This is a genomic window from Streptomyces sp. NPDC047002 (genome assembly GCF_040704505.1).
In the GTDB taxonomy this organism is placed as follows: domain Bacteria; phylum Actinomycetota; class Actinomycetes; order Streptomycetales; family Streptomycetaceae; genus Streptomyces.
The window spans coordinates 50,451-73,518 of record NZ_JBEYWC010000025.1 but is presented as its reverse complement, the minus strand read 5'-3'; the positions used below and the strand labels follow the sequence as shown (position 1 = coordinate 73,518).

The 23,068-nt window shown below is 74.1% G+C and carries 24 protein-coding genes and 1 pseudogene; 16 read left to right on the top strand and 9 right to left on the bottom strand.

Features of this window, described 5'->3' with window-relative positions; all coding sequences use genetic code 11:
• Window positions 1–62 precede the first annotated feature (62 nt).
• Window positions 63–845 carry an aldo/keto reductase gene (locus AB0910_RS22305; protein WP_366746388.1) on the top strand — a complete coding sequence of 261 codons (783 nt, stop codon included), beginning with the start codon at window positions 63–65 and terminating at the stop codon, window positions 843–845.
• Window positions 846–902: 57 nt separating this feature from the next.
• On the opposite strand, the gene AB0910_RS22300 is transcribed toward AB0910_RS22305, so the two are convergent.
• The 5 genes from AB0910_RS22300 to wrbA all read right to left on the bottom strand — a co-directional run bounded on the left by AB0910_RS22300 (window position 903) and on the right by wrbA (window position 3,819).
• Window positions 903–1,145, bottom strand: coding sequence for a DUF5133 domain-containing protein (locus AB0910_RS22300; RefSeq protein ID WP_366746361.1), 243 nt, complete (start codon window positions 1,143–1,145; stop codon window positions 903–905).
• 262 nt (window positions 1,146–1,407) lie between these two features.
• The gene (locus AB0910_RS22295) at window positions 1,408–1,581 is read right to left on the bottom strand and encodes a CsbD family protein (protein WP_366746360.1); all 174 of its coding nucleotides are present in this window, start codon (window positions 1,579–1,581) and stop codon (window positions 1,408–1,410) included.
• 80 nt (window positions 1,582–1,661) lie between these two features.
• Window positions 1,662–2,576, bottom strand: coding sequence for a non-homologous end-joining DNA ligase (gene ligD, locus AB0910_RS22290; RefSeq protein ID WP_366746387.1), 915 nt, complete (start codon window positions 2,574–2,576; stop codon window positions 1,662–1,664).
• Window positions 2,577–2,668: 92 nt separating this feature from the next.
• On the bottom strand, window positions 2,669–2,944 hold the full coding sequence (locus AB0910_RS22285) for a YkvA family protein (protein ID WP_366746386.1): 276 nt from the start codon (window positions 2,942–2,944) through the stop codon (window positions 2,669–2,671).
• A gap of 257 nt (window positions 2,945–3,201) precedes the next feature.
• Window positions 3,202–3,819 carry an NAD(P)H:quinone oxidoreductase gene (gene wrbA / locus AB0910_RS22280; protein WP_366746359.1) on the bottom strand — a complete coding sequence of 206 codons (618 nt, stop codon included), beginning with the start codon at window positions 3,817–3,819 and terminating at the stop codon, window positions 3,202–3,204.
• Window positions 3,820–4,352: 533 nt separating this feature from the next.
• On the opposite strand from wrbA, the gene AB0910_RS22275 reads away from it, so the two are divergent.
• Window positions 4,353–5,270 (top strand): S1 family peptidase, encoded by a 918-nt coding sequence (locus AB0910_RS22275; protein WP_366746358.1) that lies wholly within the window; start codon window positions 4,353–4,355, stop codon window positions 5,268–5,270.
• A gap of 92 nt (window positions 5,271–5,362) precedes the next feature.
• Here the strand turns inward: AB0910_RS22275 and AB0910_RS22270 are convergent, their stop codons facing one another.
• The 3 genes from AB0910_RS22270 to AB0910_RS22260 all read right to left on the bottom strand — a co-directional run bounded on the left by AB0910_RS22270 (window position 5,363) and on the right by AB0910_RS22260 (window position 8,511).
• A complete protein-coding gene (locus tag AB0910_RS22270) occupies window positions 5,363–6,481 on the bottom strand; it encodes a HAMP domain-containing sensor histidine kinase (protein WP_366746357.1) in 1,119 nt (372 codons plus the stop codon).
• On the bottom strand, window positions 6,478–7,218 hold the full coding sequence (locus tag AB0910_RS22265) for a response regulator transcription factor (protein ID WP_366746356.1): 741 nt from the start codon (window positions 7,216–7,218) through the stop codon (window positions 6,478–6,480). The genes AB0910_RS22270 and AB0910_RS22265 overlap by 4 nt, the downstream gene beginning before the upstream one ends.
• Before the next feature lie 120 nt (window positions 7,219–7,338).
• Window positions 7,339–8,511 (bottom strand): YihY/virulence factor BrkB family protein, encoded by a 1,173-nt coding sequence (locus AB0910_RS22260; protein WP_366746355.1) that lies wholly within the window; start codon window positions 8,509–8,511, stop codon window positions 7,339–7,341.
• 17 nt (window positions 8,512–8,528) lie between these two features.
• Here AB0910_RS22260 and AB0910_RS22255 point away from each other — a divergent pair, with 17 nt between their 5' ends.
• The 14 genes and pseudogenes from AB0910_RS22255 (at window position 8,529) to AB0910_RS22190 (ending at window position 21,952) form a co-directional block, all read left to right on the top strand.
• Window positions 8,529–10,184: an acyl-CoA dehydrogenase family protein gene (locus AB0910_RS22255; RefSeq protein WP_366746354.1), complete on the top strand. Its 1,656-nt coding sequence runs from the start codon at window positions 8,529–8,531 to the stop codon at window positions 10,182–10,184.
• A gap of 220 nt (window positions 10,185–10,404) precedes the next feature.
• Complete coding sequence (locus AB0910_RS22250; protein WP_366746353.1) at window positions 10,405–11,694, top strand: GAF domain-containing protein; 1,290 nt, start codon at window positions 10,405–10,407, stop codon at window positions 11,692–11,694.
• Window positions 11,691–12,278 (top strand): GNAT family N-acetyltransferase, encoded by a 588-nt coding sequence (locus AB0910_RS22245; protein ID WP_366746352.1) that lies wholly within the window; start codon window positions 11,691–11,693, stop codon window positions 12,276–12,278. The genes AB0910_RS22250 and AB0910_RS22245 overlap by 4 nt, the downstream gene beginning before the upstream one ends.
• Window positions 12,279–12,382: 104 nt before the next feature.
• Window positions 12,383–12,454 (top strand): annotated as a pseudogene (locus tag AB0910_RS22240) (putative leader peptide); the annotation flags it as partial.
• Between the two features lie 117 nt (window positions 12,455–12,571).
• Window positions 12,572–14,269, top strand: a complete 1,698-nt coding sequence (locus tag AB0910_RS22235; protein WP_366746351.1) for a nitrite/sulfite reductase — start codon at window positions 12,572–12,574, stop codon at window positions 14,267–14,269.
• Entirely contained in the window at window positions 14,266–14,457 is a 192-nt protein-coding gene (locus AB0910_RS22230; protein WP_366746350.1) for a hypothetical protein, read from the top strand. Before AB0910_RS22235 ends, AB0910_RS22230 begins: the two co-directional genes overlap by 4 nt.
• A complete protein-coding gene (locus AB0910_RS22225) occupies window positions 14,454–15,155 on the top strand; it encodes a phosphoadenylyl-sulfate reductase (RefSeq protein ID WP_366746349.1) in 702 nt (233 codons plus the stop codon). Before AB0910_RS22230 ends, AB0910_RS22225 begins: the two co-directional genes overlap by 4 nt.
• The gene (cysC, locus tag AB0910_RS22220; RefSeq protein ID WP_366746348.1) at window positions 15,152–15,757 is read left to right on the top strand and encodes an adenylyl-sulfate kinase; all 606 of its coding nucleotides are present in this window, start codon (window positions 15,152–15,154) and stop codon (window positions 15,755–15,757) included. The genes AB0910_RS22225 and cysC overlap by 4 nt, the downstream gene beginning before the upstream one ends.
• On the top strand, window positions 15,754–16,692 hold the full coding sequence (gene cysD, locus AB0910_RS22215) for a sulfate adenylyltransferase subunit CysD (protein WP_366746347.1): 939 nt from the start codon (window positions 15,754–15,756) through the stop codon (window positions 16,690–16,692). Before cysC ends, cysD begins: the two co-directional genes overlap by 4 nt.
• Before the next feature lie 2 nt (window positions 16,693–16,694).
• Window positions 16,695–18,038 carry a GTP-binding protein gene (locus tag AB0910_RS22210; RefSeq protein ID WP_366746346.1) on the top strand — a complete coding sequence of 448 codons (1,344 nt, stop codon included), beginning with the start codon at window positions 16,695–16,697 and terminating at the stop codon, window positions 18,036–18,038.
• Window positions 18,039–18,271: 233 nt separating this feature from the next.
• Window positions 18,272–19,387: an aliphatic sulfonate ABC transporter substrate-binding protein gene (locus AB0910_RS22205; protein ID WP_366746345.1), complete on the top strand. Its 1,116-nt coding sequence runs from the start codon at window positions 18,272–18,274 to the stop codon at window positions 19,385–19,387.
• Between the two features lie 69 nt (window positions 19,388–19,456).
• On the top strand, window positions 19,457–20,245 hold the full coding sequence (locus AB0910_RS22200; protein WP_366746344.1) for an ABC transporter ATP-binding protein: 789 nt from the start codon (window positions 19,457–19,459) through the stop codon (window positions 20,243–20,245).
• Window positions 20,232–21,140 (top strand): ABC transporter permease, encoded by a 909-nt coding sequence (locus AB0910_RS22195; RefSeq protein ID WP_366746343.1) that lies wholly within the window; start codon window positions 20,232–20,234, stop codon window positions 21,138–21,140. Before AB0910_RS22200 ends, AB0910_RS22195 begins: the two co-directional genes overlap by 14 nt.
• On the top strand, window positions 21,137–21,952 hold the full coding sequence (locus tag AB0910_RS22190; RefSeq protein WP_366746342.1) for a CbiX/SirB N-terminal domain-containing protein: 816 nt from the start codon (window positions 21,137–21,139) through the stop codon (window positions 21,950–21,952). Before AB0910_RS22195 ends, AB0910_RS22190 begins: the two co-directional genes overlap by 4 nt.
• A 25-nt stretch (window positions 21,953–21,977) precedes the next feature.
• Here AB0910_RS22190 and AB0910_RS22185 read toward each other — a convergent pair whose 3' ends face one another.
• Window positions 21,978–22,994 (bottom strand): 2-dehydropantoate 2-reductase N-terminal domain-containing protein, encoded by a 1,017-nt coding sequence (locus tag AB0910_RS22185; RefSeq protein ID WP_366746341.1) that lies wholly within the window; start codon window positions 22,992–22,994, stop codon window positions 21,978–21,980.
• Between the last annotated feature and the right edge of the window lie 74 nt (window positions 22,995–23,068).

Here is a 23,068-nt window from a genome sequence, read left to right as displayed (position 1 = left end):
TCCCCGAAGGAGCACACGTGTCCACGGACATCCCCTCGATCACCCTCAACAACGGCGTCACGATGCCGCAGCTCGGCTTCGGCGTCTTCCAGGTGCCGGACGACGAGACCGACGCAGCGGTCACCGCCGCGCTCCGGGCCGGCTACCGCAGCATCGACACCGCGGCCGTCTACGGCAACGAGCGCGGCGTGGGCCGCGCCGTCGCCGCCTCGGGCATCGCCCGCGAGGACCTGTTCGTCACCACCAAGCTGTGGAACGCCGACCAGGGCCACGACGCCGCGCTCGCCGCGTACGACGCCTCGCTGGAGAAGCTCGGCCTCGACTACGCCGACCTGTACCTGATCCACTGGCCCGCCCCGGCCAAGGACGCCTACCAGGACACCTGGCGGGCGTTCGAGAAGCTGCTCGCCGACGGCCGGGTGCGCGCGATCGGCGTCTCCAACTTCCAGCCCGCGCACCTCGACCGGCTGATCAGCGGCTCGGGCACCGTGCCCGCGGTCAACCAGATCGAGCTCCATCCGGGGCTCCAGCAGCGCGAGTTGCGGGCCTTCCACGCCGCGCACGGGATCGCCACCGAGGCGTGGAGCCCGCTCGCACAGGGCGCACTCCTCGGGGAGGAGGCGGTCACCCGGATCGCAGAGCGCCACGGCAGGACGCCCGCCCAGGTCGTGCTGCGCTGGCACCTCCAGCTGGGGAACGTCGTCATCCCCAAGTCCGTGACGCCCGAGCGCATCCGGCAGAACCTGGACGTCTTCGGCTTCGAGCTGTCGCCCACCGAACTCGACGCGCTCGCGGCCCTCGACCGGGGCCTGCGCACGGGCCCCGACCCGGACACCCTCAACTGACGTCCCCTCCTGGCCGTCGCGGGCCGTGCCCGCCGCCCCGGCCGGTCCGCAGGGCGGTCAGGCCGCGGGCTCGGCGGCCGCCGCCGGGCCCGCGGCCTCCGCGAGCTCCTGGGCGAGGCGCCGGTGGGCGACGACCAGGGCCTCCTCGGGGGTACGGGTGCCGGTGGAGACGCACAGGGTGTAGGTGACGTCCTCAAGGCGCCTGCGGGACTCCGCGGTGCCCTTCTCCGCGTGCAGTGCGCGGAGGGTCTGGTACTGCTCGACGAGGTTGCGCAGGATCGCGGGGTGGGCCATCAGCACGGTGGTCTCCGAGGCAGAAGAGGTGGCGGGCGAAGCGTTCGATGCGCCGGGTGCCCCGCCCCGGGGGATGCCATGCGCCCCTTGGCCCGCGGCAGTTGGTGAGCTGCGTCACCGGGTGGCCCGCCCGCGGCGGCGGCACGGGCCGCGACATGGCTCGGCGCCCGCCACGAAGGCGGGCGCCGAGCCATGTCACCGGAGAGGGGACGTACGGTCCCCTGCCGGTCCTCGGGGCGGGCCGCTGAGGCCGTACGCTCCGGCGGAGTCAGTCCTTGAAGACGTCCTTGCCCTTCTCCTTGGCCTGGCGTGCGTCGCCCTTGGTCTTCTCCGCGCGCCCCTCGGCCGTCATCCGCTCGTTGCCGACCATGCGGCCCATGGCCTCCTTGGCCTTGCCCTTGGCCTGCTCGCCCTTGGCCTGCGACTTCTCGTTGCCGCTCATGCCGCTCACGTCCTGACCTGTGTCGGAGAGGTGCTGTCACCCACCGCGTCACCCCGAATCGCGGATCGAAACCCGCCGGGTCAGCCGAGCCGGGTGAGGTCGGGCCGCAGCCGGTGCCAGACCGGCTGGCGCACGAGCCCGGAAGCGGTCCAGCCGGAGAAGGTGATCTCGGCGACGAGCCGGGGCTCCACCCAGTGCGGCGCCGGCACGTCCACCGGTCCCGCGAAGGGGGAGGCGGAGCGGGCGAGCACCTGGAAGTAGCGGGCGAGTTCGTCGCGTTCCGCGCCGGAGAGCCCGGAGCCCACGGCGCCCGCGTACCGCAGGCCCGCGCCCTCGTCCACGCCCACGAGGACCGATCCCGGCAGCCCGCCGAGGCCGCCGCGGCCCGCGTTCCAGCCGCCGATGACGACGTCGAGCGTGACGAGGTGGCGTGCCTTGCGCCAGTGGGGTGAGCGCACGCCGGGCGCGTACGGGGAGTCGAGCCGCTTCGCGACGACGCCCTCGTACCCGTGCTCGCGGGTGGCACGCCACGCGTCGCGGCCGCGGCCCGCGAGGTGGGCGGGTACGGACCAGTGCGGGCCTTCGAGGCCGAGCCCGGTGAGGAGCGTGCGCCGCTCCTCGTACGGGACGCGCAGCAGCGGCCTGCCGTCGAGGCGCAGCACGTCGAACAGGACGAGCCGTACGGGCAGGGTGCGGGCGAGCGCGGCGGCGCGGCGCGGGTCGGTGACGCCCATCCGCCGCTGGAGCAGGCCGAAGTCCGGGACTCCCGACGCGTCGGGCACGACGATCTCGCCGTCGAGCACGGCGGTCCTGCGGCCGAGCAGCGCGCCGAGGGGCGCCAGTTCGGGATAGCGCTCCGTGATGTCGGTGCCGGTGCGCGCGGCGAGCCGGAGCGTGCCGTCGCCCGGCGCGCCGGCCACGCACCGCACACCGTCCCACTTGACCTCGAACGCCCATCCGCCGCCCTCGGGGACCGGCGCGGGGACGGCCAGCATGGGCCGTACGAACAGGGGGCCGTCCCGTGTCGTCTGCTCCACGTCCGATCATCGGCACATCCCGCGCGTGCGCGCGACCGCTGGGAGCGGCTCTAGGTGCGCGGCGTGCGCCGGGCCCGCACCGGGGCGGCGGCAGCGGCGCGGACCGCGGCGCCGGACGGCGCGTCGGCGGCCAGGGAGCGCAGCGCGAGCAGCAGCACCCCGATGTCGTCCAGGTACACCGGGTCGGGCAGCAGGTCGGTGGGGAGCACGAGGTAGACGAGGGCCGCCCAGAACACCCAGCGCCGCCCCGCGGGCAGGCCCGCCCTGTGCAGCGCGCGGCGCGCCCGCACCAGCCGTACGGCGAGGACGACCGCCGCGGCGAACATGGCCGCCGCGGCCAGCGCCGCGAGCACCGCGAGGAGCAGGATGCCGCCGTCCGCGCTCCCCGCGCCCACCGCACTGCCGATGCCGCTCACGGGCTGCCCCTTCCGCCGGCTCGCCTGCCGGATACCCCGGAAGGTACGCCTCAGGCACGGCGGGCGCCGCGCGGCACGCGAAAGGGGCCGGCCGGTCGCCACGACCGGCCGGCCCCTCGCGGGCCGGAGCGCCGCCGCGGCTCAACGCGGCAGCGGCGTACGGCTGTTCACTCGCCGGCCGTGGCCTTGAGCCGCCCGGCGATGCGGACGACGCGCTCGGCCTGCACCCGGGCGGCCTCGCGGGTCTCGTCGCCCACCGGGATGCTGCCCTGCGCGTCGACGTGCGAGGTGCCGTACGGGTTGCCGTCGGCGAACTTCGCCGGGTCGGTGTAGCCGGGCGCCACGACGATGCCGCCGAAGTGGTGGAAGGAGTTGTACAGCGCGAGCAGCGTGGACTCCTGGCCGCCGTGCAGGGTCGCGGAGGACGCGAAGCCGCTGTAGACCTTGTCGGCGAGCCTGCCCTGCGCCCACAGCCCGCCGAGCGTGTCGATGAACTGCTTCAGCTGGGAGGGGATGTTGCCGAAGCGGGTGGGCCCGCCGAAGATCACGGCGTCCGCCCACTCGACGTCCTCGGGCGCGGCCACGGCGATGTCGGCGCTCGCGGCGTGGTGCGCGGCCCAGGCCGGGTTGGAGTCGATGGCGGCCTGCGGGGCGAGCTCGGCGACGCGGCGGAGGCGCACCTGAGCTCCTGCCTTCTCGGCCGCCTCCGTGAGCGCCCTTGCCACCTCCGCGTTGGTGCCGGTGGAGGAGTAGTAGACGACGGCGAGCCTGACGGGGTCGGTCATGTCGTAGTGCCTTTCTCAGCCCAGTGGTCAGCGGGAGACGCGCCACCCAAGTGGATGACGCTTCAACCAATTGGTTCAAACATAAACGACGTGCGCGCATTCCCGGAGTGACGCACGTCACAGCACACGAATCGCGGGTCGCCGGCGGCACCCAGGTCGGCGCGGCCGCGTCAGCGCGCGTAGACCGCGGGCGCGCCGATCCGGCCAAGATCACCGATCGAGCAAAGCTCCGATACGCCCCGCAATCGCCTCGTCACGGACAGCCGCCCCGCAGGGCGGCCCCGCGGCCGCCGCACCGGCTCTCCGCACACCACGCACCCGGCCGCGGTGCGCGGGTCGCTCCCTGGCGCCCCGCCGGCCGGTGCGCCCGCGCGGGTCCGGTTCTCGGCCTTGTCACCGCGGCAACCGGACCCAAAGATTCAGTCCATGCGATTGACAGGTTCACGGCCAAAAACCGAACGGCCGCGGACGATCGCGCCTCCGCGGCCCGACCACCCGACGGGCCGTCAGCACCCCCACCCTGGAGGATCTCAGTGACCAGCAACCGCCTCACCAGCCGCTCCACCGTCTCCAGACGCGTCCGCTACACCGCCGTCGCCGCCGCGGCCGTGGCCGTGGCCGCGCTCGCCGCGCCCTCCGCGCTCGCCGAGACCGCCCCCGTCGCGACCCCCAGCGCGACCGCCGCTGCGCTCGCCGCCACCAGCACCGCGGTCGGCCGGACGGCCTCGGCCGGCACGGCCTGGTACACCGACCCGGCGTCGGGCAAGGTCGTCGTCACCGTGGACAGCACGGTGACGCCCAGCGAGGTGGCGAAGCTCAAGAGCGCCGTCCCCGACACCTCGAAGCTCACCGTCAAGCACGCGTCCGGCCAGTTCAAGCCGCTGGTCGCGGCGGGCGACGCCATCCAGAACTCCGAGTTCCGCTGCTCCCTCGGCTTCAACGTGCGCACCGGCAGCACGTACTACGCCCTGACCGCAGGCCACTGCACGGCGGAGGGCGGCACCACCTGGTCCACCACGAGCGGTGCCCGCGTCGGCACCACCGCGGACTCGCAGTTCCCCGGCAACGACTACGGCCTGATCAAGCTCAGCAGCGCCGCCACCGCCAACGACGGCCGGGTCGACCTCTACAACGGCTCGTACCAGGACATCACGACCTCGGGCAACGCCACCGTCGGTGAGCGCGTCACCCGCAGCGGCTCCACCTCGGGCGTCCACACCGGTACGGTCCAGGCGCTCAACGCCACCGTCCGCTACGCGGAGGGCACCGTCTCCGGCCTCATCCAGACCAACGTCTGCGCCGAGCCCGGCGACAGCGGCGGCCCGCTGTTCGACGGCTCCAAGGCCCTCGGCCTGACCTCGGGCGGCAGCGGCAACTGCTCCTCCGGCGGCACCACGTTCTTCCAGCCCGTGACCGAGGCGCTCAACGCGTACGGCCTGAGCGTCTTCTAGCAGGCGTCAGGGGCGCGCGGGCCGCGGCGACGGCCGCGCGGCGCGCCCGCGTGCGGGGGCGGCCCGGTGCACAGGGCCGCCCCCGCCCGTCGTCAGCCGCCTGCCGGTGAGGCGGCGGGGAGCGTGACCTCGAACCGGCAGCCGCCCGTCACATTGCGCACGGCGGCGCGGCCCTGGTGCGCCTCCACGATCCCCCGCACGATCGCGAGCCCGAGCCCGGCGCCCGCGGGAGGCGTCCTCGCCTGGCTGCCGCGCCAGCCGGTGTCGAAGACCCGGGGCAGGTCCTCTGCGGGGATGCCGCCGCAGCCGTCCGTCACCGAGAGCACCACGCTGTCGTCGCGCAGCTCGGCGGCGACCGCGACCGTGCCGTCCGCCGGCGTCCGGTGGATCGCGTTGACCAGCAGGTTCGCCAGGACCCTCGTCATCTCCTTGCCGTCGACCTCGACCGGCACGGCGTCGACCCTGTCCCCCACGAGCCGCACCCCGTGCTCCCTCGCCACCGGGTCGGCGCCCGCCAGGGCCTCCCCCACCAGGTCGTACACCGACATCCGGGTCGGCGAGAGCGGCAGCGTGCCCGCGTGGATGTTGGAGAGCTCGAACAGGTCGCCCACCATCGAGTTCAGCCGGTCGACCTCGGCCGTGATCTGCCGGAAGTAGCGCGCGGGGTCCTGGACCACGCCGTCCTCCAGCGCCTCCGACATCGCCCGCAGGCCGGCCAGGGGCGTGCGCAGGTCGTGCGAGATCCAGGCGACCAGCTCGCGCCGAGAACTCTCCAGGGCGCGCTCGCGCTCGCGGGAGCGCGCCAGGCGCTCGCTGGTGGCGGCGAGCTCGTCGCCGAGCGCGGTGAGCTCGGCCGTGGACGCGCCGCCGGGCGCGGCGAAGGAGCCGCCCTCCCCGAAGGACCGGGCGGCGAGCGTGAGTTCACGGCTGCGGGCGACCACCCAGCGGCCGAGGAGCAGCGCCGTCGCCATCGACACGACGGCGGCCATCGCCACCACGGTGGTGACCACGGACAGGTCGTGCCCGGAGAGGAACATCGCCTCCGCCACGGCGAGCGTGCCCGCCAGCATGGCCGTGACGGCGACAGCGGCGACGACGGTGAGCGCGACCGCGACGCTGCGGCCGCGCAGCAGCCGCAGCGCGAGCGCCCCCAGCAGCCCCGCCGCCGCCGCGCCGCAGAAGGCGTAGGCGGCGATCACCAACATGCTCATGACGACCCCGCCTCCAGCGGCCCCGCGCCCTGCCCGGCGTTCCCGACCGTGTCGTCGGGCACGTCGAAGCGGTAGCCCACGCCCCAGACCGTCCTGATCAGCCGGGGGCTCGCCGGGTCGTCCTCGATCTTGCCGCGCAGCCTGCGGACATGGACCGTGACGGTGGACAGGTCCCCGAACTCCCAGCCCCAGACGTCGTGCATCAGCTGCTCCCGGCCGATGGCGACGCCGGGGTGGCGCATCAGGTGCGCGAGCAGGTCGAACTCGCGCAGGGTCAGCGTGAGCGGGCGGCCGTTCTTGGCGGCGCTGCGCGCGGACCTGTCGAGGGTGAGGCCGGCGAGGCGCAGCACGCCCTCGGCCCCCTGCGGTGGCTCGCCGAGGCGCCTGCGCAGGACCGACTCGACCCGCAGGACCAGCTCGCGCGGGCTGAACGGCTTGGTGACGTAGTCGTCGGCGCCGATCTCGAGGCCCAGGATCCGGTCGTCCTCGTCGCCGCGCGCGGTCAGCATGATCACCGGCACCGGGCCGCGCTCGCGCAGCCTGCGGCAGACGTCGAGGCCGTCCATGCCCGGCAGCATCAGGTCGAGGACGACGAGCGCGGGCTCGTGTGCCGCGGCCAGGCGCAGCGCCTCGGGGCCGTCGGCCGCGCGGTCGACGAGGAACCCGGCGCGCTCCAGGTAGGCGGTGACGACCTCGGCGACGGTCGGGTCGTCGTCGACGACGAGGATGGTGTGCATCCCTCCAGTGTCCCCGCACGCGGGGTCCTGCCGGGCCGCGCCGCCCCTTACGTATCGGTGACGTGCGTCCCCGCGGGCGCCCGGCGCCCGCGGGGACTCCGCGGTCGGCCGTCGAAGCGGTCAGCCGTCGAAGTCGCCGCGGTCCCGGTGGCGGCCGTGCGGCCTGTCCCGGTCGCGGTCCTTGTCCCTGTCCTGGGCGCGCAGCCGGCTCTTGAGGTCGTCGGGCGGCAGGAAGCGCGACCAGCGCTCGGGGAACTCCGACGGCATGTCGGGGTCGCTCGCGTCCTGGGCGCGGGCCGAGGCGGCGGCGGCCCGGGAGATCAGCTCCGCGGAGTGGGCGGCGCGCAGCCGCTCGTTCGAGGCGCGGGCCGCGGCGGTGGCCAGGGACGGCCAGACCCGGTCGATCGCCGCGTTCACGGCGGCCCCCACCAGGACGGCGAACGCGGACACGCCGATCCACAGGAGCACCGCGATGGGCGCGGCGAGCGAGCCGTAGATGGTGGGGCCCTCGATCTGGCTGGTGACGTAGATCCGCAGCACGAAGCTGCCGAGCACCCACATGGCGAGCGCGATCAGCGCGCCCGGCACGTCCTCGATCCACGGCGCCCTGACCGGCACGGACACGTGGTAGAGCGTGGTCAGGAAGGCGATCGACAGGACGATCACCACGGGCCAGTACAGAACGCTGACGACCTCGGTGCCCCACGGCAGCAGCTCCACGAGCCGGTCGGGGCCGACCACGGCGAGCGGCAGCACGATCGCGCCGATGACCAGTCCCGCCAGATAGAGCAGGAAGGAGAGGATGCGGGTCGCGACGATGCCGCGCCTGCCGTCGAGGCCGTACATGACGGTGATGGTGTCGACGAAGACGTTCACCGCGCGGGAGCCCGACCACAGGGAGATCGCGAAGCCGATCGAGACGACGTCCGGTCTGCCGCCCTCGGTGACGTCCTGGAGCAGCGGCTTGGCGATCTGGTTGACGCCCCGGTCGGAGAGGACCGTGCCGACGGCGGTGAGGATGTTCTTGTCGATCGACGCCACGGTGTGGGTGTCGGTCCACGCGTCGACGTAGCCGAGCAGACCGATCAGCGCCAGCAACAGCGGCGGCAACGACAGCAGCGTCCAGAACGCCGCCTCCGCCGCGAGCCCCAGGATCCGGTACTCCATACAGGAGTTGACCGTGTCCTTGAGGAGATGCCAGGCCATCTTCCGCTTCGGCACATTGCGGTAGAGCACACGGGCCCGGCGCAGCCGCCCGGATGGCGGCTCGGGTGTTTCTTTTGCTGCCTGCACCTACTTACCGTATCCGTATGGCACCCAGCACCCACACAGTGACCAACCAGGTTCCGCTCCTGGTGGGGTACGACGTGTTCGGCACGGACCGCGCGCTGGCCGACGCGGTCGAGCGGCACACCCCTGCGGAGCTCCTCGGCGAGGTGCGCGAGGAGCTCGGAGCGCTCGGCGCCGCCGCGGGTTCCGCGCAGGCCCAGGAGTGGGCGGCGGAGGCGAACGGCAGCCCGCCTGTGCTGCGCACCCACGACCGCTGGGGCAACCGGATCGACGAGGTTGCCTACCACCCCTCGTACCACCGGCTGCTCGGGCACGCGGTCTCCGCCGGGCTCACCGACGCCTGGGGCAGGCCCGCGGGGCATGTGCGGCGCGCGGCCGGGTTCTTCGTCTGGTCGCAGGCCGAGCAGGGCCACGGCTGCCCGGTGTCGATGACGCACGCGGCGGTGCCCGCGCTGCGCGCCGAGCCCGAGCTCGCGGCGGTGTGGGAGCCGCGGCTGACGGCCCACGCGTACGAGCCGGGGCTCGTGCCCGCCGAGCGCAAGCCGGGCGCGCTGTTCGGCATGGGGATGACGGAGAAGCAGGGCGGCAGCGACGTCCGGGCGAACACCACGGCGGCCAGAGGGCTGGACGAGGCGGGCGCGTACCTGCTCACGGGCCACAAGTGGTTCTGCTCGGCGCCGATGAGCGACGGGTTCCTGGTGCTCGCGCAGGCCGCCGACGGCCTGACGTGCTTCCTGGTGCCCCGGGTCCTGCCGGACGGGGCGCGCAACGTGTTCCGCATCCAGCGGCTCAAGGACAAGCTGGGCAACCGGTCCAACGCCTCGTCGGAGGTCGAGTTCGAGGACACCTGGGCGCGCCGGGTCGGCGAGGAGGGCCGGGGCGTGCGCACCATCATCGAGATGGTGGCGGCCACCCGGCTCGACTGCGTGCTGGGCTCGGCGGCGGTGATGCGGCAGGCGGTCGCGCAGGCCGTCCACCACGCCGCCCACCGGCGGGCGTTCGGCGGCGAGCTGATCGACAAGCCGCTGATGCGCAACGTGCTCGCGGACCTCGCGGTCGAGTCGGAGGCGGCGACGGCGCTCGCGCTGCGGCTCGCGGCCGCCTACGACACGGCGCACTCCGGCGGCCCTGGGGCGGCCGGGGCGCGCGCGTTCCTGCGGATCGCGGTGCCGGTCGCCAAGTACTGGGTGACGAAGCGCTGTACGCCGCTGGTCGCCGAGGCCCTCGAATGCCTGGGCGGCAACGGGTACGTGGAGGAGTCGGGCATGCCGCGGCTGCTGCGCGAGTCGCCGCTCAACTCGATCTGGGAGGGCTCGGGCAATGTGCAGGCGCTCGACGTGCTGCGCGCGGTGCAGCGGGAGCCCGGGGCGCTCGACGCGTTCCTGACGGAGCTGGGCGCGGCGCGCGGCGGCGACCACCGGCTGGACGCCGCGGTCAAGGGCATCCTCGGTGAACTCGGGGATCTGGAGGGCGTGGAGGGCCGGGCGCGGCGCGTGGTGGAGCGGATGGCGCTGGTTCTCCAGGGCTCGCTGCTCGTGCGGTGGGCGCCCGCGGCGGTCTCCGACGCGTTCTGCGCCGCGCGCCTCGGCGGCGAGGGGGGCGCGGCGTTCGGCACGCTGCCGCACGGCCTCGACCTGGCGCCGGTGGTGGACCGGGCGGCTCCCGCGGCCGGTTGAGCGGCCGGGCACGGCAGGGGGGCGAGAGAGACGTCAGGGGTGGTGCCGCGCCGACACGGCACCACCCCTGACGCACCCTCAACTCTCTTACACGGGAGCCCGGGTACGCCAGGGTTGCACACCGTTGCAGCATGGAAATCGTTGCCGGTACGTACGGGTGCGCCGCGGAGGTGCTCCGCGGCCCGCCGCCCGGCCGTGCCGTCGTCGCCGAGGGGACATGATGAAGGACGCACCGCTCGATCTGGCCAGGCTCGTCGCCCAGGACGCGGAGCAGGCCCTGCGCCTGCTGCACCGGGTGCGGGAGGCCGAACTCACCGGCGGGCGCCCGCCGGTGGCCCCCCGGCCGGAGATCGGCGCCTCGTGGGAGCGCATGGCGCGGCTCGGCGTGCTGCCCGACCGGCAGGGCGAGCGGCTCGAGGTGGGGATCGAGGAACTGGAGCACCGCAGGCGCTCCTCGTCGCTCGGCGGGGCGAAGCCGACCGTGGAGTCGGCCCTGACCCGACTGGCGGAGACGACGGCGCAGATGGTCGCGGTCACCGACGCCGACGGCACGGTGCTGTGGCGCACCGGCGACGCGGGCGTGCTGCGCAGGGCCGAGGGGATACGTCTCGAAGAGGGCGTGGTGTGGGGCGAGCACGCCACGGGCACCAACGCGATCGGCACGGCGATCGCCGCCCGCAAGGCGCTCCAGGTGCACGCGGCCGAGCACTTCGTCGGAGCGCTGGCCGGCTGGACGTGCGCGGCCGCGCCGGTGCGCGACCCGCGGGACGGGCGGCTGCTCGGCACGGTCGACGTGTCCGGTCCCGCGCGGGGCTTCCATCCGTCGACGCTGCCGCTCGTCGCCTCGGTGGCGCGGCTCGCCGAGAGCGATCTGCGGGAGCGGCACAGGGCAGCGGTGGAGCGGCTGCGGTCGGTGGCCGCGCCGCTGCTGAGCCGGGTGCGCGGGCGCGCCGTCGTGGTGGACCCGCACGGCTGGACGGCCGCGGTGACGGGCATGGCCCCGGTCGACCGGGTCGTGCTGCCGAAGTCGTTCGGAGCGGGGCGGCTGTGGCACCCGGTGCTCGGGGTGTGCACGGCCGAGCCGCTGCCGGGCGGCTGGCTGCTGCGGGTGGCGGCCGAGCGGCCGCCGGAGGCGGCGAGCCGGGTGGTGCTCGACGTGAGCGGGGCGCGGCGCTGCTGGGTCGCGGTGTCGGGGTCGGCGGGCGGCTGGCGCAAGGAGCTCACGCCGCGCCACGCGGAGCTGCTGTACGTGCTCGCGGTGCACCGGACGGGCCGTACGGCGGCCGAGCTGGCGGCCGACGTGTTCGGGGACCCCTCGCGCGCGGTGACGGTGCGGGCGGAGATGTCGCGGGTGCGCAGGCACCTCTCGGGGGTGCTCGACCACCGCCCGTACCGCTTCCGCGAGGAGGTCGAGGTGGAGGTGGTGGCGCCCGCCGACCCCTCGGACCTGCTGCCGCACTCGACGGCACCCGCGGTGCTCGGCGCGCGGCGTGATTGTCTTGCGCCATGAGCACGACCACCGTGACCACCTGGTTCCTGCGGCAGACCGCCCCCGCCGACCTGCGCAGAGCGGCGGCGCCCGCGGGGGACGTGCGGATCGCGCGCGCGGGCGTGCCGTCGCCGGAGTTCAGCCGCTTCCTCTACACGGCGGTCGGCGGCGACGTGCGCTGGACCGACCGCCTCGGGCTCGGCCACGAGGAGTGGCGCGCGCTGCTCTCGGCGCCCGGCACGGAGACCTGGGTCGCCTACGAGGACGGCACGCCCGCCGGGTACGCGGAGCTCGCGGCCGGGGCCGAGGGGGCGGTGGAGATCGTCTACTTCGGGCTGCTGCCCGCGTTCCGCGGCCGGCGCATCGGCGGCCACCTCCTGTCGTACGCGACGGCGCGCGCCTGGGACCTGGGCGAACGGTGGCCGGGGCTCGGCGCCACCCGGACGGTGTGGCTCCACACCTGCTCGCAGGACGGCCCCCACGCGAAGGCCAACTACCTGCGGCGCGGCTTCTCCGTGTACGACACCCGGGTCGCCGAGGAGCGGGACGCGGTCACTCCCGGACCGTGGCCCGGCGCCTTCGCGCGGCCGTCGGACGGTGCGTGACCCGGATCATAGTGTCTCACCATACGATACCCGTGAGTCCACATCTCGGATAATGGTGGACTCGCCGGATCGCGCCATGACACGCTTTCTCCATGTCTCGTGCTGGTACCGCCCTGGTGAGTCGGCTCCACGTCGACCTCGGACGCATGTCCAGCGCCATCTGTTCGGCGGGCTGAGAGTCCCAGCGCACCCGCTTTCGATCACCACGCGTTCCCCGGCCGCGCGCAGCGCCGCACCCGCGCACGCGTGCGGCCGAGAGCCGCCCTCCCGCAGTCCCGAAGGACGTAATCGCCATGGCCGCCATGCCGGAAAAGCCCGCCCCAGCACGCCCGCGCCGCAAGGTGAGCCGCCACCGCGGCGAGGGCCAGTGGGCCAAGGGCCACTTCACTCCGCTCAACGGCAACGAGCAGAGCAAGAAGGACGACGACGGTCTCAATGTGCGGACACGCATTGAGACGATCTACGCCCATGCCGGGTTCGACTCGATCGACCCCGCGGACCTGCGCGGCCGGATGCGCTGGTGGGGCCTGTACACCCAGCGCAAACCCGGCATCGACGGCGGCAAGACCGCGATCCTCGAACCGGAGGAGCTGGACGACCGCTACTTCATGATGCGCGTCCGGATCGACGGCGGGCGCCTGACGGCCGAGCAGCTGCGCGTCATCGGCGGGATCTCCGAGGAGTTCGCGCGGGGCACCGCCGACCTCACCGACCGGCAGAACATCCAGCTGCACTGGATCGAGATCGAGAACGTGCCGGAGATCTGGCGCCGCCTCGAAGGCGTCGGCCTGAGCACCACCGAGGCGTGCGGCGACGTGCCCCGGGTGATCCTCGGCTCCCCGGTCGCCGGGGTCGCGCGGGACGAGATCATCGACGGCACGCCCGCGATCGACGAGATCACCGAGCGGTACATCGGCTCCAAGGAGTTCTCGAACCTCCCCCGCAAGTTCAAGACCGCGATCTCCGGCTCGCCCGTACTCGACGTGGTCCACGAGATCAACGACATCGCCTTCGTGGGCGTCGAGCACCCCGAGCACGGCCCCGGCTTCGACCTGTGGGTCGGCGGCGGCCTTTCCACCAACCCGCGCATCGGCGTACGGCTCGGCGCCTGGGTGCCGCTCGCCGAGGTGCCCGAGGTCTGGGCCGGCGTCGTCGGCATCTTCCGCGACTACGGCTACCGCAGGCTGCGCACCCGCGCCCGCCTGAAGTTCCTGGTCGCCGACTGGGGCTCCGAGGAGTTCCGCCGCGTGCTGGAGGAGGAGTACCTCGGGCGCGCGCTGCTCGACGGCCCCGCCCCCGCCGAGCCCGTCTCCCGCTGGCGCGACCACATCGGCGTGCACCCGCAGAAGGACGGCCGCTTCTACGTCGGTTTCGCGCCGCGCGTGGGCCGCGTCGACGGCGCGACCCTGTCAAAGGTCGCCGACCTGGCGGCCGCACACGGCTCCGACCGGCTGCGCACCACGGTCGAGCAGAAGATGCTCATCCTCGACGTCGCCGAGGACCGGGTCGAGTCGCTGGTCGACGGGCTCGACGCGCTCGGCCTCCAGGTGCGCCCCTCGCCCTTCAGGCGCGGCGTGATGGCCTGCACGGGCATCGAGTTCTGCAAGCTCGCGATCGTCGAGACGAAACAGCGCGGCATGGACCTCGTGGAGGAGCTGGAGCGCAGGCTCCCGGACTTCGACGAGCCCATCAGCATCAACGTGAACGGCTGCCCCAACGCCTGCGCCCGCATCCAGGTCGCGGACATCGGCCTCAAGGGCCAGCTGGTGCTGGACGACGACGGCAACCAGGTCGAGGGCTTCCAGGTCCACCTCGGCGGCGCGCTCGGCCTCCAGCCGGGCTTCGGCCGCAAGGTGCGGGGGCTCAAGGTCACCGCGTCCGAACTGCCCGACTACGTCGAGCGGGTGCTGACCCGCTACACGAAGGAGCGCGAGAACGGCGAGCGCTTCGCCGCCTGGGCGGCCCGGGCCGGCGAGGAAGCCCTGTCGTGACGGGCCGCGCCGCGCCGTTCTACTGCCCCTACTGCGGCGACGAGGACCTGCGCCCGGGCGAGGAGGGCCACGGGGCCTGGGAGTGCGTGGCGTGCAGCCGCGCGTTCCGGCTCAGCTTCACCGGGCTGCTCGCCCGCGGGGCGGCGGCGCGCGAAGGACGCAAAACGAGCGGAGGGGAGCGGACATGACCACGGCGACCGGGGCCGACCGGCTCAGGGACCTCGCCGAGCGGGCGGCACGCGACCTGGAGGACGCGCCAGCCTCCGAGATCCTCGACTGGGCGGCCGCCACCTTCGGCAGGCGCTTCTGCGTGACCTCGTCGATGGAGGACGCCGTCGTCGCCCACCTGGCGTCCCGCGCCCTGCCCGGCGTCGACGTGGTCTTCCTCGACACCGGTTACCACTTCCCCGAGACGATCGGCACCCGGGACGCGGTCGCCGCCGTGCTGGACGTGAACGTCGTCACGCTGACCCCGCGCCAGAGCGTCGCGGAACAGGACGCCGAGTACGGGCCCCGGCTGCACGACCGCGAACCCGACCTGTGCTGCGCGCTGCGCAAGGTGGCGCCCCTCGACCGGGGCCTCGCGGGATACGACGCCTGGGCCACAGGACTGCGCCGCGACGAGTCCCCGACCCGCGCAGGCACCCCGGTCGTCGGCTTCGACGAGAAGCGGGGCAAGGTCAAGATCGCCCCGATCGCACGGTGGACACAGGAAGACGTGGAACAGTACGTGGCCGAGCACGGGGTGCTGACCAACCCGCTGCTCATGGACGGCTACGGCTCGATCGGCTGTGCCCCCTGCACCCGCCGGCTGCTCGAAGGCGAGGACAGCCGCGCCGGACGCTGGTCGGGCCGCGGCAAGACGGAATGCGGCATCCACGGATGACCGGCGAGCGCACCGGCCACCGCACCGACGAAACCGACCACCACCAGGAGACCCAGTTGAGCGTGACGGACCAGGGCGCCACGGTCTGGCTCACCGGCCTGCCCAGCGCGGGCAAGACCACCATCGCGAGAGAGCTCGCCGCGCGGCTCGCCGACGACGGGCACCGCGTCGAGGTGCTGGACGGCGACGAGATCCGCGAGTTCCTCTCCGCGGGCCTCGGCTTCAGCCGCGCGGACCGGCACACGAACGTGCAGCGCATCGGGTTCGTCGCCGAACTCCTCGCCTCGCACGGCGTGAAGGCGCTGGTGCCGGTGATCGCGCCGTACGCGGACAGCCGCGAAGCGGTGCGCAAGCGGCACGAGTCCGAGGGCACCGCCTATCTGGAGGTGCACGTCGCCACGCCCGTCGAGGTCTGCTCGGCACGCGACGTGAAGGGCCTGTACGCGAAGCAGGCGGCGGGCGAGATAGCGGGCCTCACCGGGGTCGACGACCCGTACGAGGAGCCCGCGGCACCGGATCTGCGCCTCGCGTCCCACACCCAGTCCGTGCAGGAGTCGGCGACGGCACTGCACACGCTGCTCACCGAGAGGGGTCTCGCGTGACGACGACCGTACGAGGCGCGCAGGAGGAGACCGGCGCGCCGTACGCACTCAGCCACCTGGACGCGCTGGAGTCCGAGGCGGTGCACATCATCCGCGAGGTCGCGGGCGAGTTCGAGCGGCCGGTGATCCTCTTCTCCGGCGGCAAGGACTCGATCGTCATGCTGCATCTGGCGCTGAAGGCGTTCACGCCCGCCCCCGTGCCGTTCGCACTGCTGCACGTCGACACCGGGCACAACTTCCCCGAGGTGCTCGACTTCAGGGACCGGGTGGTCGCCGAGCACGGGCTGCGGCTGCATGTCGCCTCCGTGCAGGAGTACATCGACGCCGGCACCCTGCGCGAGCGCCCCGACGGCACCCGCAACCCGCTCCAGACGCTGCCGCTGACCGAGCGCATCCAGTCGGAGCGGTTCGACGCGGTGTTCGGCGGCGGGCGGCGCGACGAGGAGAAGGCCCGCGCGAAGGAGCGGGTGTTCTCGCTGCGCGACGAGTTCTCGCAGTGGGACCCGCGCCGCCAGCGCCCCGAGCTGTGGCAGCTGTACAACGGCCGGCACGCCCCCGGCGAGCACGTGCGGGTGTTCCCGCTGTCCAACTGGACCGAGCTGGACGTGTGGCAGTACATCGCACGCGAGCACATCGACCTGCCCCAGATCTACTTCGCCCACGAGCGCGAGGTGTTCGAGCGGGCCGGCATGTGGCTGACGGCGGGCGAGTGGGGCGGCCCCCGGGAGGGCGAGCCGGTGGAGCGGCGCCTGGTGCGCTACCGCACGGTCGGCGACATGTCCTGCACCGGCGCGGTCGACTCCGACGCGGCCACGCTCGACGCGGTGATCGCCGAGATCGCGACCGCCCGGCTGACCGAGCGTGGCGCGACACGCGCCGACGACAAGCTGTCCGAGGCGGCCATGGAAGACCGCAAGCGCGAGGGGTACTTCTAGCCATGACGACCGCTACCGAGCAGCTGTCGGCGACGACACTGCTGCGCTTCGCCACCGCGGGCTCCGTGGACGACGGCAAGTCCACGCTCGTGGGCCGGCTGCTGCACGACTCCAAGTCCGTGCTGACCGACCAGCTTGAGGCGGTGGAGCACGCCTCCCGCAGCCGCGGCAAGGACGCGCCCGACCTGGCGCTGCTCACCGACGGCCTGCGCGCCGAGCGCGAGCAGGGCATCACCATCGACGTGGCGTACCGCTACTTCGCCACCGCGCGGCGGCGGTTCATCCTCGCCGACACGCCGGGGCACGTGCAGTACACCCGCAACATGGTGACGGGCGCCTCGACCGCGGAGCTCGCCGTGGTCCTGGTGGACGCGCGCAACGGCGTGGTGGAGCAGACCCGCAGGCACGCCGCTGTCGCCGCGCTGCTGCGGGTGCCGCACGTGGTGCTCGCCGTCAACAAGATGGACCTGGTGGAGTACGCCGAGCCCGTCTTCGCGCGGATCGCCGCCGAGTTCACCGCGTACGCCGAGTCGCTCGGCGTGCCCGAGGTGACGGCGATCCCGATCTCCGCGCTCGCCGGGGACAACGTGGTCGAGCCGTCCGCGCACATGGACTGGTACGGCGGCCCCACGGTCCTCGAACACCTGGAGACCGTCCCGGTCAGCCACGACCTCGCCGACTGCCCCGCCCGCCTGCCCGTGCAGTACGTGATCAGGCCGCAGTCGGCCGAGCACCCCGACTACCGCGGCTACGCGGGCCAGATCGCCTCCGGCGTGCTGCGCGTCGGGGACGCCGTGACGGTGCTGCCGTCCGGCCGCACCTCGGTGGTCGAGGGCATCGACGCGCTCGGCGAGAGCGTGCCGGTGGCCTGGGCCCCGCAGTCGGTGACGGTGCGGCTCGCCGACGACATCGACGTGTCGCGCGGCGACCTGATCGCGCCGAGCGCCGACGCGCCCGCGACCACCAGGGACGTGGCGGCGACGGTGTGCCATGTCGCGGACCGGCCGCTGGTGGTGGGGCAGCGCGTGCTGCTCAAGCACACCACGCGCACGGTGAAGGCGATCGTCAAGGACATCCCGTCGCGGCTGACCCTGGCCGACCTCTCCCAGCACCCCGGGCCCGGGAAGCTGGTGGCGAACGACATCGGCCGGGTCGTGGTGCGCACCGCGGAGCCGCTCGCGCTCGACGCGTACGCCGACTCGCGCCGTACCGGCTCCTTCCTGCTGATCGACCCGGCGGACGGCACCACGCTCACGGCCGGCATGGCGGGCTCCGCCTTCGCCGAGCGTGCCGCGGGGGCGGCGGAGGGCGCCGCGGGAGCGGCCGACGAGGGCTGGGACTTCTGATGGGGCAGGCGGCGCGCGACGTCTTCGGGACGTTCGCGAAGGAGGGCGGCCGGGTGGGCAGCGGCACGCTCGGCTCCGGCACCGGCGGCGTGGCCCGATGTGTGCGCTGACGTACGCGCACCGCATGCGCGCCCTTGCCGTACCGACCGACCTCCATCCGCCGCCGTACCGGCCGCGCCCTCCGCACTGACGGACGGCGCGCGTTCCGGGCCACCGAGAGGACCAGCCTCCCGATGTCCGTTCTCCGTACCTCCGCGCGCCGCCGCACCGCCGTCGCCGCCGCCCTGCCCCTGACCGCGCTGCTGCTCGCGTCGTGCGGCTACGGCTCCAAGGCCGACAAGGGCGCCTCGGCGGCGCCCGCTTCGAGCGCGGGCGGCAAGAAGCTCTCCGCCGACCAGGTCAGGATCGGCTACTTCCCGAACCTGACCCACGCGACCGCCCTTGTGGGGGTGGAGCGCGGGATCTTCCAGAAGGACCTGGGCGGCACCCAGGTGAAGACCACCACGTTCAACGCGGGGCCCTCGGAGATCGAGGCGCTCAACGCGGGCAGCGTCGACATCGGCTTCATCGGCCCCTCCCCCGCGATCAACGGCTACACCCAGTCCGGCGGCAAGAGCCTGCGCATCGTCGGCGGTTCTGCCTCCGGCGGGGTGAAGCTCGTGGTGAACCCCAAGAAGGTCGCGTCGGTCGCCGCGCTGAAGGGCAGGAAGATAGCCACGCCGCAGCTCGGCAACACGCAGGACGTGGCGTTCCTCAACTGGCTCGGCGGCAAGGGCTGGAAGGTCGACCCGCAGTCGGGCAAGGGCGACGTGTCGGTGGTGCGCGAGGACAACAGCGTGACCGTGGACGCCTTCAGGACCGGGCAGATCGACGGCGCCTGGGTACCGGAGCCGACCGCGTCGCAGCTCCTCGACGAAGGCGGCAAGACCCTGATCGACGAGTCGGACCTGTGGCCGGACAAGAAGTTCGTGATCACCAACATCGTGGTGTCGCAGTCGTTCCTCAGGGCACACCCCGACGTGGTCCAGGCCGTGCTCAAGGGCTCGGTCGACACCAACAAGTGGATCAACGCCAACCCGGACCGGGCGAAGGCGTCGGCGAACGCCGCGCTGAAGTCGCTCTCCGGCAAGGCGCTCAAGCCCTCGGTGCTGGACTCGGCCTGGCCGTCCATCAGGATCACCGACGACCCGCTGGCCTCCACGCTCCAGGCGGAGGCGGACCACGCCGTCAAGGCGGGCCTGCTGAAGAAGCCTGACCTCAAGGGCATCTACGACCTGGACCCGCTGAACAAGGTCCTCGCGTCCGAGGGGCGGCCCGCCGTGTCCGACGCGGGGCTCGGCGCCCCCTAGCCAAGGGCCCCGGCCCCCGCCCCAAGCACCCAGCCCCTTCCACGCATCCGCTCCCAGGAGGTGACGACCATGGCGTCCCCGCTCGTCAAGGCCGCCGACGAGACCACGGCGGTGGAGCCCGCCGCACGGCTCGACCACGTCTCGAAGGCCTTCGGCACGGCCGCAGGCCGCCAGCTCGTCCTGGACGACATCACGCTCGACGTCGCGCCCGGCGAGTTCGTCACCCTCCTGGGGGCTTCCGGGTGCGGCAAGTCCACCCTGCTCGGCCTCGTCGCGGGGCTCGACGAGCCCTCGGCCGGGTCCGTGTCCACCGGGGGCAGGCCCGCCCTGATGTTCCAGGAGCACGCCCTCTTCCCCTGGCTGACCGCGGGCAAGAACATCGAGCTCGCGCTCAGGCTGCGCGGGGTGCCGCGCGCGGAGCGGCGCCCCGAGGCGGAGCGGCTGCTCGAACTGGTGCGCCTCGGCGGCTCGTACGGCAAGCGCGTCCACGAGCTGTCCGGCGGCATGCGCCAGCGCGTCGCGCTGGCGCGTGCGCTCGCCCAGGACAGCAGGCTGCTGCTGATGGACGAGCCGTTCGCCGCGCTCGACGCCATCACCAGGGACGTGCTGCACGACGAGCTGACGAGGATCTGGCAGGAGACCGAGGTGTCGGTCCTGTTCGTCACGCACAACGTGCGCGAGGCGGTGCGGCTCGCGCAGCGGGTCGTGCTGCTGTCGTCGCGGCCCGGCCGGGTGGCCCGCGAGTGGCAGGTCGGCATCCCGCACCCGCGCCGCATCGAGGACCCGGACGTGGCCGCCCTGTCCGTCGAGATCACCGAACAACTCCGTGGGGAGATCCGCCGCCATGGCCAGCACTGACACGACACGGCCCGACCCGGCGGGCCCCGCCCCCGCGGGGCAGGACCTGGCGGGCCTCGAAGCGGGCCTCGACGCACTCGGCAGCACGGGACCCGCCGGGGCGCCGCTGCGCCGCACCCTGGTGGACAAGGTGCTGCCGCCCGCCATCGCGGTCGTCCTGGTGCTCGTGGTGTGGGAGCTGCTGGTCGTCGCGCATGTCGCGCCGAGCTACAAGCTGCCCTCGCCGGGCGCCGTGTGGGGCGAGGTGACCGACGCCTGGGAGCAGGGCACCCTGCTCGGCTACATCTGGACGAGCGTGGAGCGCGGCCTGCTCGGCTTCCTGCTCGCGCTGGTCATCGGCACTCCGCTGGGCCTCGTGGTCGCCCGGGTCAGGCCGGTGCGCGCGGCGGTCGGCCCGATCCTGTCCGGCCTCCAGTCGCTGCCTTCGGTGGCGTGGGTGCCGCCCGCGGTGATCTGGCTGGGCCTCGACGACCGCATGATGTACGCGGTGATCCTGCTCGGCGCGGTCCCCTCGATCGCGAACGGCCTGGTCTCCGGCGTGGACCAGGTGCCGCCGCTGTACCTGCGCGCAGGGCGGACGCTCGGCGCGACCGGCCTGCGGGGCACCTGGCACATCGTGCTGCCCGCCGCGCTGCCCGGCTATCTGGCGGGGCTGAAGCAGGGCTGGGCGTTCTCCTGGCGGTCCCTGATGGCCGCGGAGATCATCGCGTCCTCCCCCGACCTCGGCATCGGCCTCGGCCAGCTGCTGGAGAACGGCCGCACCAACAGCAGCATGTCGATGGTGTTCCTGGCGATCTTCCTGATCCTGATCGTCGGGATCGCGGTGGACCTGCTGGTCTTCAGCCCGCTGGAGCGGTGGGTGCTCCGCAGCCGCGGCCTCGCCGTCAAGGGGTGACCGCCGCCGTGTACCACCCGCGCCCCGTCCTCCTCCTCGTCGCCCACGGCAGCCGCGATCCGCGACACGCCGCGACCGTGCACGCGCTCGCCGAGCGCGTCAGGTCGCTGCGGCCCGAGCTGCGGGTGGAGACGGCCTTCCTCGACTTCAACGCGCCCTCGGTGCCCGGGCTCGTCGACCGGCTCGCCGCCGGGGCGCGCGAGCGCGGCGCGCCGCGCGCCGTGGTGGCGGCGCCGCTGCTGCTGACGCGGGCGTTCCACGCCAAGAAGGACCTGCCTGCCGTGCTGCGGGAGGCGTCGGCGCGCCACCCGCTGCTGCACATCCTCCAGGCCCCGGTGCTCGGACCCGCGCCGCTGCTGCTGCGGGCACTGGAGCGGCGGCTCGCCGAGGCGGGCGTCGCCGCGGCCGACCGCACGTCGACGGGGGTGGTCCTGGCGTCGGCCGGCTCCTCCGACCCGGCGGCAGGCGAGGTGGTCGCCGGGGTCGCGCGGGAGTGGCGGCGGGCCGGCTGGCTCACGGTGCGGCCCGCTTTCGCCTCCGCGTCCCTTCCCCGCACCGAGGACGCGGTGCGGGAGCTGCGGGCCGCGGGTGCGCGGCGGGTCGCCGTGGCGCCGTACGTGCTCGCGCCCGGCCGGCTGCCCGACCGGATCGCCGAGGGCGCGCTGGCCGGGGGTGCCGACGTCCTCGCGCCGGTGCTCGGGCCCGCGCCCGAGGTGGCGCGGCTGCTGCTCGCGCGCTACGAGGAGGCCGCCGCACACCTGGCCGCCGCGCCGTTCTGGCGCGCGCCCGTCCCCGCGCCGCGCTCCGCCTGAGCCCCGGCGCCCGCGCCGGGCAGCGTCAGGGCCGCGGCGCGGCGGGCGCTGCCGAGCGGTCGGCCGCCGCGCGCAGCTCGGCCGCCGGCAGGGAGCCGGCGGCGCGGCCCTGCGCGGCGAACGCGTCGGCGAGCCGCTGGAGGGTCTCGTTGACCGGCGTGGCGACCCCGTGCAGGCGGCCGAGCAGGACGATCTCGCCGTTGAGGTAGTCGGTCTCGATGCTGCCCGCGCCGCGGGCGAGCGACTGCCAGGAGGAGCCGCCGCCGCGCCGCGCCGACGTGGCCGCATCGAGGCTGAACAGGGCGCGCGCCTCGTCCTGCTCCTGCTGGGTCGCGCAGTCCACCCCCGCGGCCGAGAGCACCGCCCACCCCTCGGCGAGCGCCCGCTGGTAGACGGCGCGCGCATCGTCGTCCGCGAGGCCGGAAAGCGCCTCGACGGCGTTGGCGAGGTTGCCGAGCAGCTTGGCGTACTTCCACCGCATGGGGTCGGCGACGACGGGCGCGAGCAGCCGGGCCTTCTCCAGGTCGGCGGCGATCGCGCGGACGGTGTCGTCCGTCCCCGAGGGGTAGCGGCCGAGGTGCAGGATCCCGGTGTACGGGGTGCTCGGCGCGAGCACGGCGCCTGGCTCGACGTGGGTGGCGGGCAGCCAGACGCACATCGCGTACACGCGCCTGAACCTGCGCAGGGCGAGGCGTTCGCCCTCGACGCCGTTCTGCGCGCACACCAGCGGCAGCTCCTCTCCCGCCGTGCCGCCGCCTGCCACCGGGCGGCCCGCCCAGGCGCCGAGCGCGGCCGGCGCGTCCTGGGTCTTCACGGCGAGCACCAGCACGTCGTCCGGGCGCAGTTCGACGTTCTCCGGGCCGTCGGCCACGGGCACGCGGTGCACCCCGGTGCCCTCGGGTGTGGTGAACTCCAGGCCACGGTCGCGCAACGCCTCGTAGTGGGCGCCGCGGGCGACGAGGACGACGTCCGTGCCCGCCTCGGCGAGCCGGGCGCCGATGCTGCCGCCGACCGCGCCCGCCCCGATGATGATGTACCGCATGCCGGTCCCTTCCGCGTGTGTGCCGGTGCTGCGCAGGTAGGGGGCCGTGCCGGGCCCCGGACACGGCCATCCTG